General features: G+C 39.7%; 15 protein-coding genes. 11 read left to right on the top strand and 4 right to left on the bottom strand.

Annotation, left to right across the window (positions count from 1 at the left end; genetic code table 11):
* The first annotated feature begins 45 nt into the window (after positions 1-45).
* Complete coding sequence (locus LQ203_RS20115; protein ID WP_230160687.1) at positions 46-1,620, top strand: BCCT family transporter; 1,575 nt, start codon at positions 46-48, stop codon at positions 1,618-1,620.
* Between the two features lie 111 nt (positions 1,621-1,731).
* Here the strand turns inward: LQ203_RS20115 and LQ203_RS20110 are convergent, their stop codons facing one another.
* Together LQ203_RS20110 and LQ203_RS20105 are read right to left on the bottom strand one after the other, a co-directional pair.
* On the bottom strand, positions 1,732-1,875 hold the full coding sequence (locus LQ203_RS20110) for a YrzO family protein (RefSeq protein WP_230160685.1): 144 nt from the start codon (positions 1,873-1,875) through the stop codon (positions 1,732-1,734).
* 10 nt (positions 1,876-1,885) lie between these two features.
* Positions 1,886-2,869: a DMT family transporter gene (locus LQ203_RS20105; RefSeq protein WP_230160683.1), complete on the bottom strand. Its 984-nt coding sequence runs from the start codon at positions 2,867-2,869 to the stop codon at positions 1,886-1,888.
* 134 nt (positions 2,870-3,003) lie between these two features.
* Between LQ203_RS20105 and LQ203_RS20100 the strand changes: the two genes are divergently transcribed.
* The 10 genes from LQ203_RS20100 to LQ203_RS20055 all read left to right on the top strand — a co-directional run bounded on the left by LQ203_RS20100 (position 3,004) and on the right by LQ203_RS20055 (position 14,817).
* Entirely contained in the window at positions 3,004-3,900 is an 897-nt protein-coding gene (locus tag LQ203_RS20100; RefSeq protein ID WP_230160681.1) for a LysR family transcriptional regulator, read from the top strand.
* Between the two features lie 96 nt (positions 3,901-3,996).
* On the top strand, positions 3,997-4,890 hold the full coding sequence (locus LQ203_RS20095) for a LysR family transcriptional regulator (RefSeq protein ID WP_230160679.1): 894 nt from the start codon (positions 3,997-3,999) through the stop codon (positions 4,888-4,890).
* A 215-nt stretch (positions 4,891-5,105) separates the two neighbouring features.
* Positions 5,106-6,302 (top strand): M20 family metallopeptidase, encoded by a 1,197-nt coding sequence (locus LQ203_RS20090; RefSeq protein WP_230160677.1) that lies wholly within the window; start codon positions 5,106-5,108, stop codon positions 6,300-6,302.
* A gap of 65 nt (positions 6,303-6,367) precedes the next feature.
* Positions 6,368-7,798 (top strand): C4-dicarboxylate ABC transporter permease, encoded by a 1,431-nt coding sequence (locus LQ203_RS20085; protein ID WP_230160675.1) that lies wholly within the window; start codon positions 6,368-6,370, stop codon positions 7,796-7,798.
* A 360-nt stretch (positions 7,799-8,158) separates the two neighbouring features.
* Entirely contained in the window at positions 8,159-9,025 is an 867-nt protein-coding gene (locus LQ203_RS20080; protein WP_230160674.1) for an RNA polymerase sigma-70 factor, read from the top strand.
* A gap of 110 nt (positions 9,026-9,135) precedes the next feature.
* A complete protein-coding gene (locus tag LQ203_RS20075; protein ID WP_230160672.1) occupies positions 9,136-9,597 on the top strand; it encodes a carboxymuconolactone decarboxylase family protein in 462 nt (153 codons plus the stop codon).
* Between the two features lie 435 nt (positions 9,598-10,032).
* Positions 10,033-11,817, top strand: coding sequence for a sensor histidine kinase (locus tag LQ203_RS20070; RefSeq protein WP_230160670.1), 1,785 nt, complete (start codon positions 10,033-10,035; stop codon positions 11,815-11,817).
* Positions 11,789-12,532 carry a LytTR family transcriptional regulator DNA-binding domain-containing protein gene (locus LQ203_RS20065; RefSeq protein ID WP_230160668.1) on the top strand — a complete coding sequence of 248 codons (744 nt, stop codon included), beginning with the start codon at positions 11,789-11,791 and terminating at the stop codon, positions 12,530-12,532. Before LQ203_RS20070 ends, LQ203_RS20065 begins: the two co-directional genes overlap by 29 nt.
* Before the next feature lie 141 nt (positions 12,533-12,673).
* Positions 12,674-14,467 (top strand): carbon starvation protein A, encoded by a 1,794-nt coding sequence (gene cstA, locus LQ203_RS20060; RefSeq protein WP_230160666.1) that lies wholly within the window; start codon positions 12,674-12,676, stop codon positions 14,465-14,467.
* A 194-nt stretch (positions 14,468-14,661) separates the two neighbouring features.
* Positions 14,662-14,817 carry a DUF1540 domain-containing protein gene (locus LQ203_RS20055; protein ID WP_065310844.1) on the top strand — a complete coding sequence of 52 codons (156 nt, stop codon included), beginning with the start codon at positions 14,662-14,664 and terminating at the stop codon, positions 14,815-14,817.
* Between the two features lie 299 nt (positions 14,818-15,116).
* Here the strand turns inward: LQ203_RS20055 and LQ203_RS20050 are convergent, their stop codons facing one another.
* Together LQ203_RS20050 and LQ203_RS20045 are read right to left on the bottom strand one after the other, a co-directional pair.
* The gene (locus LQ203_RS20050; RefSeq protein ID WP_230160664.1) at positions 15,117-15,755 is read right to left on the bottom strand and encodes an O-methyltransferase; all 639 of its coding nucleotides are present in this window, start codon (positions 15,753-15,755) and stop codon (positions 15,117-15,119) included.
* Positions 15,742-15,993: a hypothetical protein gene (locus tag LQ203_RS20045; protein ID WP_230160789.1), complete on the bottom strand. Its 252-nt coding sequence runs from the start codon at positions 15,991-15,993 to the stop codon at positions 15,742-15,744. The genes LQ203_RS20050 and LQ203_RS20045 overlap by 14 nt, the downstream gene beginning before the upstream one ends.
* Positions 15,994-16,227 lie beyond the last annotated feature (234 nt).

The raw sequence follows: 16,227 nt of genomic DNA, 5'->3' as shown, positions 1-16,227 counted from the left end.
GAGAGGTGTAAGCGCTTTCTATATTGATGGATTAGGAGGGGAATTATGAAAAATATCCGACACTTAGTGTTTTGGCCGCCGTTTTTATTACTGTTAGGTGCCGTTATACTTAGCTTTACCAATAAAGAAGCGTTTATAAAAATAACGACCGATGCAAACAATTGGGTCATTGCAAACCTAGGAGGAGTATTTAGTATAAGCGGATTACTCATGGTAATAGCGTGTATTGCCACTTACTTTTCTCCACTAGGAAAAGTTAAAATTGGCGGTGCAAATGCGAAACCCATCTTGAGTTTCAAAAACTGGTTTGCCATCACATTAACCACAACCATTGCTTCTGGTTTAACATTCTGGGGAATCGTTGAGCCTGTGTACCATGTATCAGCACCACCAGAATCCTTGGGAATTGAACCAAATAGTCCTGCAGCGGCTATCTTTGCCATGTCAACGATGTACCTTCATTGGACAATTACACCTTATGCCATCTATTGTGTACCTATTATTGTTTTTGCGTTTACTTATTATAATATGCGTAAACCATATAGCTTATCGTCTACATTATCACCTGTTCTAGGTAAGAAATTGGAAGGGAAAAGCGGACAAGTGATTGATGCCGTCTGCCTATATACTTTGGCTTTGGGGATGGCAGCTTCCATGGGTACAAGTACGATGAGTCTAGCCGGTGGAATCAAAAGCCTGACTGGAATACAAAGTACACCCGTTGTTTGGGGAATTATTACACTTGTCGGAACAGCTATTTTTATTGTTTCAGCATCAAGTGGATTGACAAAGGGAATCCGAATTTTATCGAATATTAACGTTAAAGCTTTCTATGCTGTTGCCTTATTCCTTCTAATTGCAGGACCGACTTCTTATATGCTGAATTTAGGAACGGAATCATTCGGTTACTACTTAACACACTTCTTTGAGAAGAGTTTATTTACAGGAGCTGCAGCTGGAGATCAATGGCCACAATGGTGGACAACGTTTTATTGGGCTAACTGGTTTTCATGGGCAGCGATTACGGCTTTATTTCTAGGGAGGATCGCTTATGGATATACGGTAAAAACAGTAATTTTTGTCAACTTTATTTTGCCGGCATTATTCGGCGGCATCTGGATGACGATTTTTAGTGGAACATCGATTAAGATGCAAGTGGATGGGGGAGCACTCGCAGGAGTATTGAATAACAGTGGTCCTGAATCGGTTTTATATGCCGTATTTGAGGCGCTGCCTTTCGCTCATATTGTGATTCCTTTTTATTTATTCATCGTTTTCCTTTCCTTTGTTTCGGGAGCGGATGCAAATACCGCAGCAATGGGTGGCATCAGTTCGTCTGGCATCTCTCCAAAAAGTCCCGAACCAGGAATTTTAATTAAAGCTACTTGGGGAATAACCGTAAGTTTTGTTTCATGGATGATGATCAGCTTTGCGAAAATTGACGGGATTAAAATGCTCTCTAATCTTGGTGGTGTACCAGCTCTTATATTGGAGCTCGGAGTATTGATTGCACTCTACAAAATCGCAAAATCTCCTGAAAAATATGATGTTACGGATCAAAAGAAAATCGAAGAAGACCAAGACTTAATGGATTTAGAGAAAAAAAGTGAAGTCATCTAACCAACGATAAAAGTGCAGAAAACCGGGGCAAGAATGCTGCCCCGGTTTTCTTTGTTTGTATCGCCTAAAATAGTTAGCTTAAAACGAAAAGTACTGGAATACCTACAATCTTTACTGAATTCTTTTACTTCTATCATGATATAGATTAATTAATTCTGCATTTTGCTTATTCATCTTTTTCACATTCTTATTAATCGTGGCCAATTCCCATAGAACAGCTAATCCAAAGATTAGCATAAGCGTTAATAAATCCATTGTTGCCCTCCTATTGATGTTGTGTACCTTTAATTAAATGATTCTTTTCACTTGGATTCAATTTCTCAACTTGGGAAGGCAAGTTTTTTCTTTGATAATAATTGTTTTGAATCAATGCATATATCACTAAAAAAGTTCCCAGTAATTCGAAGTATGATAGTGATCCTCCTTGGATAAAAACGATGACCAACGTGGTTATTGGAACTAAATTGATAAATAGGATCCCATTAATTGGCGTTAGAAGTTTAATGCCTAAATTCCAGCTTAGAAGGGCTATGGCACCGGGGAAAATAATCATGAAGATCATCTCGCCATAAATGGATTGCATAACTTCTGCTGTAGGGACTGACAGGCCCATTGCAGTTGCGAAGAATGTAATGATTGCTGATACAGTTGTTCCTAAAATGCACGTTAAAGTCGAATAGCGGAGTGTTGACCATCCATTGAATTGGTCGCCGCCCATCGAATATATAACCCATCCTATAACCCCGATAAGAATGAAAAGGATAGGGATGATGCTACCTTTCAATAAAAATAGGAATGATATGTTGCCATTGGTAATAACAAGAATGGCCCCAATCAAGGCAAGGAACATGCTGGCGATGGTATATTTCATGGGTCTGGCATTTTTGAAAACCCACATTATTAAAATGGAAATCATGGGCATTAATGATTCCATGATGGAAGCAACAATTACCCCGTTATGTCCCAGTAAGTCTTGACCGGCGAAAATGAGAAAGTTGTATACAGTAAACGCCATCGTTCCAAAAAACAATAATTTCTTACCCTTCCCTTCCAGGCAAAATGACTTCTTCCCCTCTTTAATTAAAAGCAATATCGCTAAAATTACGCTAACAGCTAAATATCGCAGAAAAGAGAAATAAAAAGGATCAATATACATTAGGGCCCTTTCTGCAACTGGAAACATGGCTCCCCAAGAAATGCTGGCTGTCAAACATAAAAGTGCACCGATTAAAACTTGATTTTTTTTCATAAAAGCTTACCCCTCAAAAATAATGATTGATTAAATTCCTATACACACCTTATGATAAAGTCATTATCATGTAAAATGACTTAAAATGAATATAATCATCATTATTAATGATAGTTGAGAAAGGGGTCACTTTTTTGGAAATGCGGGATTTACAAATATTCCAGTGCGTCGCTAAATATGGAAGCGTAAGTAAGGCGGCTGTTGAGTTGAATTACGTCCAATCCAATGTAACGGCGAGGATTAAGCATTTAGAGCAGGAGTTACGGACACCTTTATTCAATCGACATAAACGTGGTATGTCTTTAACTGCAGAGGCCCGAAAAATGCTGGAGTATGTAAACAAAATTTTGCTTGATGTGGAAGAACTCAAGCAAGTATTCCTGGATAGTGAAACACCTACAGGGATATTGAACATCGGTACAGTTGAAACGGTCAGCGACCTTCCTATGATTCTAGCCTCTTATCATAAACAGTATCCAAATGTCGATTTATCCATAAAGGCGGGATTAACCGAAGACCTAATTAAAGATGTCATTGAACATAGGATGGATGGCGCTTTTGTTACAGGACCGATTAAGCATCCGCTCATTCAGCCATACGATGTATGTACAGAAAAACTTGTATTAGTTACAAGAAATGAAACATTTGACCTTGAAGAAATAATAACAGAACCATTTTTAGTATTCAGTCAGGGTTGTGGATATCGCTCTAAACTGGAACAATGGCTGAAAGAAGAAGAAGTGATGCCCAAAAGGATCATGGAGTTCAATGTATTGGAAACGATCTTAACCAGCGTAACACTCGGCCTTGGCATTACCCTCGTACCACAATCAGCGGTAACTCACCTTGCAACCACTGAAAAAGTGCACGTGCATGCAATTCCGGAAGAATACGGCAATATCTCGACTATCTTCATTCACCGTAAAGATGCTTATATGACAAACTCCATGCAAAGCTTCTTGCAAACCATTGAAGCTCATCATGAAAACCGATTTAAACAAAATCTTGGAACCACTCATGAGCTAATATGAAGGAAGGAGCGTGGCGTATTCTTTACATAGAATGATAGAGGATCGCTGAAACCGTTGATTATTAGGCTGCGAAACTATTAGGGGTGGTGAAAACGTATGGATGAAAAAGATTGTTTAATTTTGCAATATTTATATAAAGACCAGAATCTTACAAAAGCTGCAGAACGACTTTACATGACCCAACCTGCTTTAACGTACAGAGTAAGACAAATTGAAAAGGAATTTCAGACTGAAATTCTGGCTAAAAATGGTAAAAATATTAAAATGACACCTGCTGGAGAATATTTGGTCAGCTATGCAAAAAAAATGCTCATAGATTTACGTGAAACAAAAGAGTATTTATTGAATATGGGAAGTGAAACGAAGGGGAGTTTGAAATTAGGGATAAGCAGCCATTTCGGACTTTATAACCTGCCTTCCATTTTAGGAGAGTACATGGGGAATTGTCCTATGGTCCATTTAAATGTTGATACGGGATTCAGTACGGAAATGATGGAATTGCTCATCCAAGGGGAGATTGATGTTGCGATTGTAAAAGGCGATTATGAATGGTTCGATGAAAAGTATCTTCTCGAGGAAGAAAAAATATGCATCATTTCAAAAGATGAGATACCTGTCGATAGCCTTCCAGAATTTCCGATGATTAATCGTAAGGAGCCGAATGTTTTGCTGAAATATAGAAATATTTCGCAAATTCCCTCCGAAAAAGGTATAGACTACTGGTGGAATGAAAGGTTTACGTCACCTCCTTTCATGATGATGCAAGTAGATAGCTATGAGACATGCAGGGAAATGGTAAAAAGAGGGCTTGGGTACTCCATTATTCCCCGTGTGTTTCTACAAAAAAATGATGACTTGTACTCCCATGATTTGGTTTTAAAAAATGGTGAAGAACTAAAAAGAAGAACTTGGATGCTATACCGACAATCATCCTTACAATTAGCCAGTGTTTCCAAGTTTGTGAGTGAGATCAAAAAGCTATTTTACTAACACATATAGACAAAGGAGAACACCTATTTTTGGTTGTTCTCCTTTTTGTGTTTGCGACCAATGAATTTATAAATATTCATGATGATTACTATTTAAACTATAAAAAAATTTTTTAGTTTCATAAAAAAACCTTAATTTTACTTATCAATAAAGTGAACGTAATATTATGAAAAAGAAACATTTAATTTTCTGAATTTTTTGGAGGTTGTATATTTATGTCAATGCATGTTGTGGAAGGAAAGAAATCGATTCAATCCGCGGTTGAAGCCCGTGATGCTGAATTGCGTGAGCTTGCATTAAAGATTCATGCTCATCCAGAACTTAGTTTCCATGAATTCGAGGCAATGAAATGGTTGGTGGAGCCATTAGAAACAGCAGGCTTCTCGGTTGAAAAAGGTATTGCAAATTTAGAAACTTCATTCAGGGCAACATGGGAGGGGCATCCTGGTGGTCCGACGATTGCCATTTTAGCTGAATATGATGCACTTGCAGGACTTGGTCATGGATGCGGCCATAATATTATTGGGACATCAGCTATTGGCGCAGCATTGGCACTGAAAGATGCTCACCCTGACCTTCCCGGAAAAATCATCGTATTAGGGACGCCTGCAGAAGAGGAAGGCGGAGGGAAAATTTTAATGGTAGAGGATGGGGTTTTCGATCATGTGGATGTAGCCATGATGTGTCATCCGCAAAAACAGACCATGGTATTACGTGGTGGATTAGCATGTGTGGATGCATCCTTTACGTTCCATGGAAAAGCATCACACGCGTCTTCTTCTCCCGAAAAAGGAATTAGTGCTCTGGACGCAGTCATTAATACTTTTGTTGCCGTCAATTCGTTGCGTCAGTTTTTTAAAGATGATGTAAGAATCCATGGAATCATAACAAAAGGCGGGGATGCAACAAATGTAGTTCCTGCTTATTGCGAGGCTGAGTTTTTATTGAGAGCAAGTACTGTGGAAGAATTAAATGTCGTTCGTGAGAAAGTATATGCTGCAGCTCGTCATGCCACAGAAGCTGTAGGTGCAAGAATCGAGATAACCGAAGGTCTCATATATGCGGAACGAAATAATAATAAAGCACTAGCCGCCTTATTTAAAGACAATCTAGAGATGTTAGGGGAGGTAGTATGCGACCCGCCTGCAAAAGGAGGAATCGGTTCATCGGATATTGGTAATGTTGGACAAGTAACTGCAACGATTCATCCGTACATCAAAATAACGGATGACGCAATCACCCATACTCCGGAGTTTGTACAAGCAGCAGCTTCCGAGAAGGGAATGATCGGTTTAAATAAAGCAGCAAAGGCTTTAGCAATGACGGCATACGAAGTATGTATGAACCCTCAATACATTCATGAAATTCGAGAAGAGTTCGAAGTGTGGAAAGCTAATAAATCATGTAAATGAAGATAAGGGAAGATTCCGTTTTGCGGGGGATCCAGGTGAAAATAATGTAAAAGGTGGTACGAAAAATGAGTAAAGCTAGTGCTGAAAAAATAAAGAGTGAACCCCCATTCAAAAAAAGTAAAATAAAAATGCCACACACATTTGTCATTATTATTTGTATGATCTTATTTGCAGCTGCTTTAAGTTATTTAGTGCCCGCAGGTGAGTTTGACAGAGTGGAAGATAAAAAAACAGGGAATACGGTAGTAGTCGAGAATTCGTACCATTCGGTAGAGGACAACCCCATTGGTATATTTGATATTCCTCTAGCCATTGTACATGGCCTTATTGATGCAAGTGATACTGTATTCTTTATTTTCATTGTCGGCGGAGTATTTCAAATCATTAATTCCACAGGTACGATTGAGGCCGTGGCTGCAAGGGTTGGAAAGACTTTCATGAACCAAGGAATTGTCATTATTCCTATTTTTTTAACTTTATTTTCAATAGGGGGATTCACCATTGGCATGTCGGCTGAAGTCATGGCGTTTGTACCAATTGGCATTGCGATTGCAAGGTCATTAGGCTATGATGCCATGACTGGAACTGCCATGGTGATGCTCGGTGCAGCTGTAGGCTTTACAGCTGGTCTTCTTAATCCTTTCAATGTAGGAATTGCCCAAGCCATTGCTGAAGTTCCGATGTTCTCCGGGATGTGGTTACGTGGGATCATCTTGGTTGTATTATTAATTGTCACGAGCATTTATATCATTAGATATGCAAAAAAAGTGAAGATTAATCCACATGCCGGTATTGTGTATGACTTAGAAAAAGAAGAAAAGCATGAGAATTTGGATATATCCTCTTTATCCTCCATGAAACCTAGACATTACTTAACGATTATTGTCGTGTTGATAGGATTTAGCTTCCTGATTTGGGGTGTCTCCAAAAAAGGCTGGTGGATGGAAGAATTAGCTGCATTTTTCTTATCTTTAGGTGTTGTTGTTGGGTTTTTATCTAAATATGGTCCGAGCAAAATTGCCAGCGAGTTTGTACAGGGGGCAAGGGATATTACATTCGGAGCCTTTATTGTTGGGCTTGCAAAAGGAGTAGTCGTGGTGCTAGAGCAAGGACATGTCATCGATTCGGTGGTAAACGGACTTGCCGCAACAGTAGGCCATTTGCCAAGTTCGATCCAAGTTCTTGGCATGTATATATTTCAAACCATCATGAATGTGTTCATTACTTCAGGAACGGGCATGGCAGCAACGACCATGCCGATTTTAACACCACTTTCCGATTTGATCGGTGTTACAAGACAAACGACCATCCTCACTTATCAGTTAGGAGATGGTCTATCAAACTGCATTCTACCTACCTCTGCCATGCTTATGGGAAGCTTAGCAGTCTCTAAAATCAAATATCAAGAATGGGTAAAGTTTTTCTGGCCCTTGTTAGCGATATGGATCGTTATAGGTGCGGTATTTATATTAATAGCTGATTTCATTAGGTACTAAAACTTATCATTTATGAAATGATAAGTGGTGAAGGATGTATATTGGATAAACAGAATATGAATGATGGGGGGCAGCTCTTTGGCTGCTCTTTTTTTGAATTGATCAGGTGAAGAAGGATAAATGATTGGCTTAGAGAATAGTTATGAAAAGGTGTCATACGTTCGAATCTTAATCGTTCTTCATATCTTCAAGCATGGAGTGTATCTTAGTTGCCAATCTATGCAATCCTAGAAAACAACGGGCATTAAAAATCAGACACATATCAGCGACATTTGGAAGATAATGAAAACCATAACTTGAATTACATAATATCCAAAGGTAACGTCATTCTACAAATTTGATAGAAAATAGGTGAAGCAAGTGAAGTTGGATACATTATATAAGACATATCAACCTTATCTTTTTTCCATTGCATACCGGATGCTTGGATCTGTTACCGACGCAGAAGATATCGTTCATGATTTATTCCTGCAGCTTAAGCTTGATACAGAACAAATTAAGGACATGAAAGCATATCTTGCGAAAATGACGACAAATCGCTGTCTGAACTTTTTAAATTCAGCCCGTAAGAGAAGAGAGGTTTACACAGGACCTTGGTTGCCTGAACCTCGGGTAAACGACACAGAGCAGCCTTTAGATAAGGTTGTAACGGATGAAACGGTTGCTTATGCCTTCCTCGTTTTACTGGAACAACTTTCGCCTGTTGAAAGAGCTGTTTTCGTACTTAGAGAAGCATTTGCTTACAACTATGAGGATATTGCCGAGATGCTCGAAAAGAATGAAGTGAACTGCAGAAAGATCTACAGCCGGGCTAAGCGGAAATTACAGAATGATATGCCAGTGCAACCGGAGGATACTAAACAAGTCGATCTTTTGGCAAAAAAATTCATTAAAGCATCTACGACAGGAAACTTTGAGGAGTTTTTGGATATTCTTACGGAAGATGTTGTACTTGTTACTGACGGCGGAGGAAAAGTGATTTCTGCATTAAATCCAATTGTAAATAAACAGCGTGTATCCTCCTTTCTTAAAGGAATTTCCGCTAAAGGAAGTTTCATAGGAGAACTGCTTCCAGTAATGGTCAATGGTCAGAAAGGGATATTACAAATAAAAGACGGGCATCCAATCAAAGTCATCTGCTTTGAACTAGATTCAAAACAACAAAATATCCAGAAAATCTTTATTGTTTCAAATCCGGATAAATTAGATCATATTCCCGTTCCATAATTAGGATAGACTGTGAGCTCAAATGTGGGCTCTCTTTTTTTATGTCACAAATCAATCCTCTATTTTGTCTTATAAGTGGAACCTAAAACGATTTAATGGAGGAGATATACATGGAACAACGCATTAATTACATGAAGACAAATCGGGAAGTAGTCAAATTAATGATTGAATTGGAGGAATACAAGAAAACGACGGGAATTGATGGCAAATTAATTGAATTGATTAAAATTCGTGCTTCTCAAATCAATGGCTGTGCGTACTGCTTGGATATGCACACAAAGGATGCCCGGGCAATGGGTGAAACTGAACAAAGAATTTACTGTTTGAGTGCTTGGCGTGAATCACCATTCTATCTAGAGTCGGAAAGGGCAGCGCTAGAATTGACAGAAGCGGTCACGACCATTTCGGCAAACGGTGTACCAGATGATCTATATGAAAGGGTACGCCTTCATTTTGATGAAAAACAATATATCGACCTCGTTACCATAATCATCACGATCAACGGCTGGAACCGATTGGCGATTTCAGCCAAAAGCATACCCGGACACTATAAGCCTGTAACAGTAAAATAATTTTGTGAATCCCTTGTATTCTTAATGAATACAAGGGTTTTTTTACGTGGTTTTATTCTGATCGGTCTACCCTCATTTTTTTATGAACCTCTGTATATACCAGTAGTTTTTATTATTTTCGTCCATCCAAATTTTCTCTTTTTGAATTTGAGCGATAATGATAAGTACTTAACCTAATATAAACAAAGAAATTGAAAGATTTTACATAGCCTGTTGGGAACAGTGCAGCACCAAAGTAATGAGATTATCACTAGTCTCTGGAAGAGATTGTTGAAGATATGCGAAATGATGAATTTTGGGATAGTGAATACTGAACTCCCCAGAGCACTGGAACTGTATCCATTCCTATTCAGCAGCTAAACCTAAAGCAAAATTCGACAATGATTTCTTTGCTGTTGTAAGATGAATGAAAAAGCCAGAAAAGGGGTGAATGATATGGTTCTATTATTACCGTCGTTGATTGAAAAAGTAGGGATCATCGTGATCGCTGCATTCCTGCTTTCTTATATGAAGCCCTTTCGGCAAATGATCGGCCATGAACAACAAATATCAAAGAAAATCATGCTCATCGCCCTATTTGGAACTTTCGGCATCATAAGTAACTATACAGGGATCGAAATCGGAAATCATGCCATACCAGAGGGTGATTGGCATACTGAGATAGCACCCGAAAACGCCATTGCGAATACGCGGGTCATGGGCGTGGCAATTGGTGGTTTGCTGGGGGGCCCATTTGTTGGTTTGGGAGTCGGTTTGATTGCAGGGCTTCACCGTTATTCTCTCGGGGGGTTTACAGCAGGGGCTTGTGCCATTGCAGCCATTTTGGCTGGTGTCTTATCGGGTTTTTTGGGGAAAAAGCGTCAAAAGCATGGGACGATCACGCCATGGTTTGCCATCCCCATTTGTATGGCGTTGGAAGCGATCCAAATGGGGATCATACTAGTTACGGCCAAACCATTTGAAAGGGCGTGGGAGCTCGTACAAGTAATCGGACTCCCGATGATTTTCATCAACGGGTTTGGGACTTTACTATTCATGCTCATCATTCAATCGATTACGAGGGACGAAGCGCGGACACGGGCCGTACAGACGAATCTTGCTTTCCTGATTGCGGATCAGACATTGCCCTATTTCCGACAAGGGTTGAATCAAACTTCCTGTAAGAAAATAGCTGAAATCATCTTGGGGTTCACTGAAGCCGATGCCGTGGCCATAACCAATGAGCATAGCGTACTTGCTCATGTGGGTGCTGCGTCCGATCACCATGTCCCAAAGGAGGGAATAGCAACCGGCTTAACGAAAAAGGCCCTTGAACAAGGCAAAATCATCGTGGCCAAAACTAGAAAGGATATTTATTGTTTCCATGATTCTTGTCCATTGGAAGCAGCCGTAGTCCTGCCATTGCAAGTCCAACAGAAAACGGTCGGGACTTTGAAAATGTATTTCAAGCATCCAGATAAATTAAGCCTAGTGGAACAAGAGTTGGCTGAGGGGTTGGCGAAACTATTCTCCACACAATTGGAACTCGCCAAAGCGGAAATGCAAACGAAATTATTGAAAGATGCTGAAATCAAGGCTTTGCAGGCACAAGTCCATCCTCATTTTTTGTTTAATGCGATCAATACGATATCCGTTTTATGCCGGACGGATGTGGAGAAGGCAAGAAATTTATTATTGGAGTTGAGTGCCTTCTTTCGCAGCAATTTACAAGGGGCCAGGCAAATACTGGTGCCGCTTGAAAAGGAATTGGAGCATGTGAACGCTTATTTATCATTGGAGCAGGCACGATTCCCAGATAAATATCATATCGTCTATCGCATTGAACCAAGCCTTAAGGAAGTTCTATTACCTCCGTTCACGTTACAGCCACTTGTTGAAAATGCAATACACCATGCGTTTCCAAATGTGAAAAACAAAGGTGAAATCATCATTCACGTTTATTTTAAAGACGAAACGATGTGCATTGTTGTGGAAGATAACGGGAAAGGGATTTCAAGCGGAAGATTAGATGAATTGGGCAAGCATGCTGTAAAATCGAATAAAGGTACAGGAACTGCCCTTCATAATATCAGGGAACGGCTGGAAGGGATCTATAATGGACAGGCAAGCCTCACTATACAAAGTGAAACCGGACAAGGAACACAAGTGAAAATATCAATACCACTCAAGGAAAAAGGAGTATATGTCAGCGATGATGAAAGCATTTATCGTAGAAGATGAACCACTGGCAAGAGATGAATTGAAATATCTTCTGAAGAGAAGCAGACAAGTAGAAGTGGTGGGAGAGGCTGAAGGGATAGAAGATGCCATGAGCGATATCCCCCGATTGAAGCCTGATCTTGTCTTTTTGGACATTGAGCTGGCAGAGGGCAATGGTTTACAATTGGCTAAGCAATTGGCAGAACTTGACCCTGCACCTGCGCTCATTTTTGCGACGGCCTATGACGAGTTTGCCCTGCAGGCTTTCGAATTATATGCATTTGATTATCTATTAAAGCCATTTGATGAGAAAAGGATTCGCCAAACATTGGATAAGCTTGTGAAGCTGCGTAAAATCGGGGAAGACGAATCCAGGACAAAGTCTCCTCTAAGAACCTCGGCAGAACAGACAGGTAAATTGGCTGTACTCATAGATGACCGGATCGTTTTGATCGACCGGGACACCATTTTATTCATAGGACTTATAGAAGGAAAGACGATCATTAAAACCGAAGAAAATGAATATAAAATGGGTGACCCTCTCATTGTGCTAGAAAAGAAGCTCGACAATCGCTCCTTTTTAAGGGTGCATCGCGGATTTATCGTGAATGTTACACATATATCAGAAATACAGCCTTGGTTCAATTCAACATACAACCTCATTATGAGTGACGGATCTAACATTCCCGTAAGCCGTACGTATGTGAAAGAACTCAAGCAGCTGATTGGTTTTTAAAAATTTTCACAATTCTGCATTTTACCTCCTTCATAATGCAGCCCATCCCTCAATATCTGCATTATAACTTGAAAACACATTGAATCCGTTTTCATTGTGATATCATCATTTTACGATGTGAGAAATAGAGGGGGTTCAAATATGAATGCGGTTACAATCGTCATTGGCTCCATTTGTATATTAATGATTGCCTACCGTTTATACGGTACATTCATAGCGCTTAAAGTATTAAAACTCGATGATTCCAAGCCGACTCCGGCCCATAAATTAGAAGATGGAAAAGATTATGTTCCAACAAATAAATGGGTGGCATTCGGCCACCATTTCGCAGCCATTGCAGCGGCTGGTCCACTGGTGGGTCCGATCCTTGCTGCACAATTCGGCTATTTGCCAAGTTTATTATGGCTTTTAATCGGAGCGGTAATCGGGGGAGCCGTCCATGACGCCGTGGTGCTTTTCGCGTCGATGCGTAAAGACGGTAAATCCCTATCGGAAGTTGCAAAAGAAGAACTTGGACCTGTAGCAGGCTTTTGTACAGGACTCGCGATGCTTTTTATCATTACCATTACGATGGCAGGACTTTCAATGGTCGTTCTGCATGCTTTGGAAAATAATCCATGGGGGACGTTTGCTGTTGGGATCACGATTCCCATCGCCATGGGTGTTGGGCTTTACCATAAAAAAACGGGCAATCTAAAAGGTGCGACCATTGTCGGGTTTGCGCTTATCATGGCAGCGATTTTACTTGGGCCGAACATTCAGGGAACGGCACTTGGTGAATTATTAACACTGGAAGCCAGTACACTTGCGATCATTTTGCCAATTTATGCGTTCTTCGCAGCCGCATTGCCTGTTTGGCTGTTGCTCGCACCACGTGATTACTTAAGTACATTTATGAAAATCGGAGTATTTGCCGCATTGATCATAGGCGTTTTCGTAGTGAATCCAGAGATTCAATTTCCTGCTTTTACAGAATTCATTAATGGCGGAGGTCCGATTGTCGCTGGTCCTGTTTGGCCATTCATTTCCATAACCATTGCCTGTGGGGCGATCTCAGGATTCCATGCATTTGTTGGGTCCGGAACAACTCCAAAAATGTTGAATCGTTGGAGTGATATCAAATCGGTTGGTTTCGGAGCGATGCTTGTAGAATGTGTAGTTGCCATCATGGCATTGATTGCAGCAGTTTCCCTGCAACCAGGGGATTATTTTGCCATTAACTCCTCACCTGAAGTTTTTCAAACATTAGGGATGGAAACCGTACACCTTAAAGAACTAAGTGAAGAAATCGGCATTAATCTTGAAGGCCGGACAGGCGGTGCAGTTACCCTTGCTGTCGGTATGACTTATATTTTCACCGAAATTCCCTTCTTTGACAAATTAGCTTCATTTTTCTTCCAATTTGTCATCATGTTCGAGGCGGTTTTCATATTAACCGCAATCGATTCGGGGACTCGTGTTGCACGTTACTTGATCCAGGACTTCTTCGGAGAATTCTATAAACCATTAAAAAGAGTCGACTGGTTACCGGGTAACATCTTCGCCAGTGCATTAGCCTGCTTTATATGGGGCTATCTACTCTACTCTGGTGATATTGGTTCGATCTGGGCACTCTTTGGTGTATCCAACCAGCTTATGGCTTCAATCGGACTCATCATCGGTGCGACCGTCGTCTTGAAAATTGCAGACAAACGTTGGTATGTCTGGACATGCCTCATCCCACTTGCCTACTTATATGTAACCGTTAATGTAGCTGGCTACTGGATGGTGAAAAACGTATACTTAAACCCAGATTCAACAGGATTCAGCATCCTGAATGGAATATTATCAATCACCATGTTATGCCTAGGCTTGGTCATTCTCATTTCGGCCTTGAAAAAATGGCGCGAGCTTTGGCAAATCCCGCAAGCAGAACTATTGAAAAGATCAGCATGATAACAAAATCCGGGCGGAAGCTGCCCGGTTTTTTTTGCGCCAGCAAATGAAATTCTTACATTAATCATCGCTTTACTCGTGAGTTTATACCCTCCATTATACGAGTTAGGGGGCAAAAAATGGATGAACCTAAAAAAGGAAAGTATCAATAACCTCAATTTTGTTAATGATAGCAAATGAGGAGGTGTGATACGATGGCAAAAGATGTTCTATGTGAAGTAAATAATTGTAAATATTGGGATTCTGGAAACAAATGTAGTGCAGATGCTATTTATGTTGTCAGCCATAAAGGGAACCAAGCATCCAATAGCAAAGAAACGGATTGCAAAACATTTGATCCAGAAATTTAAAATTTAAATCATCGGGGGTAACCATCTAACTGGTTACCCTTCTTCCATTTTATTATTGATAATAATAATCATTTTCATTCAAGATTATAGAAATTTTTTTATTTTTTCTTCATGACTTCGTGAGATTGATCGATATATTTGTGAGTTTGATCGATAAATACGAAAGATTGTTCGATATAAACGTGAGTTAGGGCGATATTTCGTAAGGTTGAGCAATTTACTTGTGAATTCGCACTTTACTCGTAATAAATTCGATCTTTACACGTGCACTACATACCTTCAAACTCCAGTTCAATCCTTCATTTCTTTACTTTTGAAATGGTCAGCCCATCCCCGATTGGAATGAGCAGGGATTCTAATTGAGGATGATTGGCCACTGTTTCATTGAATTTTTTCATTAATTCAGTATACTGTTTAGGTTTGGCACTCTGGTCTGCTACACTGCCGCCTGCAAGCACGTTATCAGAAATGATTAAAGAACCTGATTCCGCCAGTTTAATGCAATAGTGCAGGTAATTTTCATAATTGTCCTTATCAGCATCTATAAAGAAAAAATCAAATCTCTTGTTATCATTTACAAGTTTTTCAAGGCTTTGCAATGCTGCTCCGGTAATATAAGAAACTTGGTCGCCAAAGCCAGTTTTAGATAAATTACTTTGTGCTAACTTTGCGTATCTCTCCTCTAATTCAAGGGAAGTTAATTTTCCTTCTTTACCGAATCCTCTGGCCAGGCAAATCCCACTATAGCCCCCAAGAGCTCCTATTTCCAGAACATTTTTTGCTCCTGAAATCGATATAAGCATCGTAAGAAGTTTTCCAGAAGAGGGAGATACCGATATGGAGGGCATGCCGTTTTCTTTTATGGATGAAATGACTTCTTCCAAAAGATCATCTTGGTTATTAAACACCGAATCGATATAGCTGTTAATTTGTTTCATTCATTTCCATTCCTTTCCCATCATTATTGGAAGTTTTCTTTTCTTCACTTTTCTTATCGGCAGCTTCACATTCTTGTATTTCAAATAATTGTATGAATTCGTTGATTAATATATCAATGGCTTTTAATTCACCGACTAAGATTTGATTAATGGATTGAAATTCAGGTTTATCTAACTGTTCCTTAATGGTTGAACGTTTAAGATTCATCATTTCTAAAAAAGCAATTGCCCTTGGCAGTCTTTAACCATGTAATTGATTTTGCTTCCTTTCATATAGCTTAACTAAGTCTCTAGTTTACTTATATAGAAAATGCAGTAAAAAGGTTTTTAATTAATGAGAGCTGTCCTTAGACGGCTTTTTTTTTGAATTAAAATGTACAGATTAGTTAATAGGAGGCAGTGACTTCTATCAACAAAAAAACAAGCACTATGAAGTTATATTTTTACACCAAATTGTTGTAAGTAACGGGAC

Source organism: Peribacillus sp. Bi96, assembly GCF_918698115.1.
GTDB lineage: Bacteria > Bacillota > Bacilli > Bacillales > DSM-1321 > Peribacillus.
The sequence above is the reverse complement of the archived record's forward strand: the minus strand, read 5'-3'. Positions and strand labels throughout refer to the sequence as shown.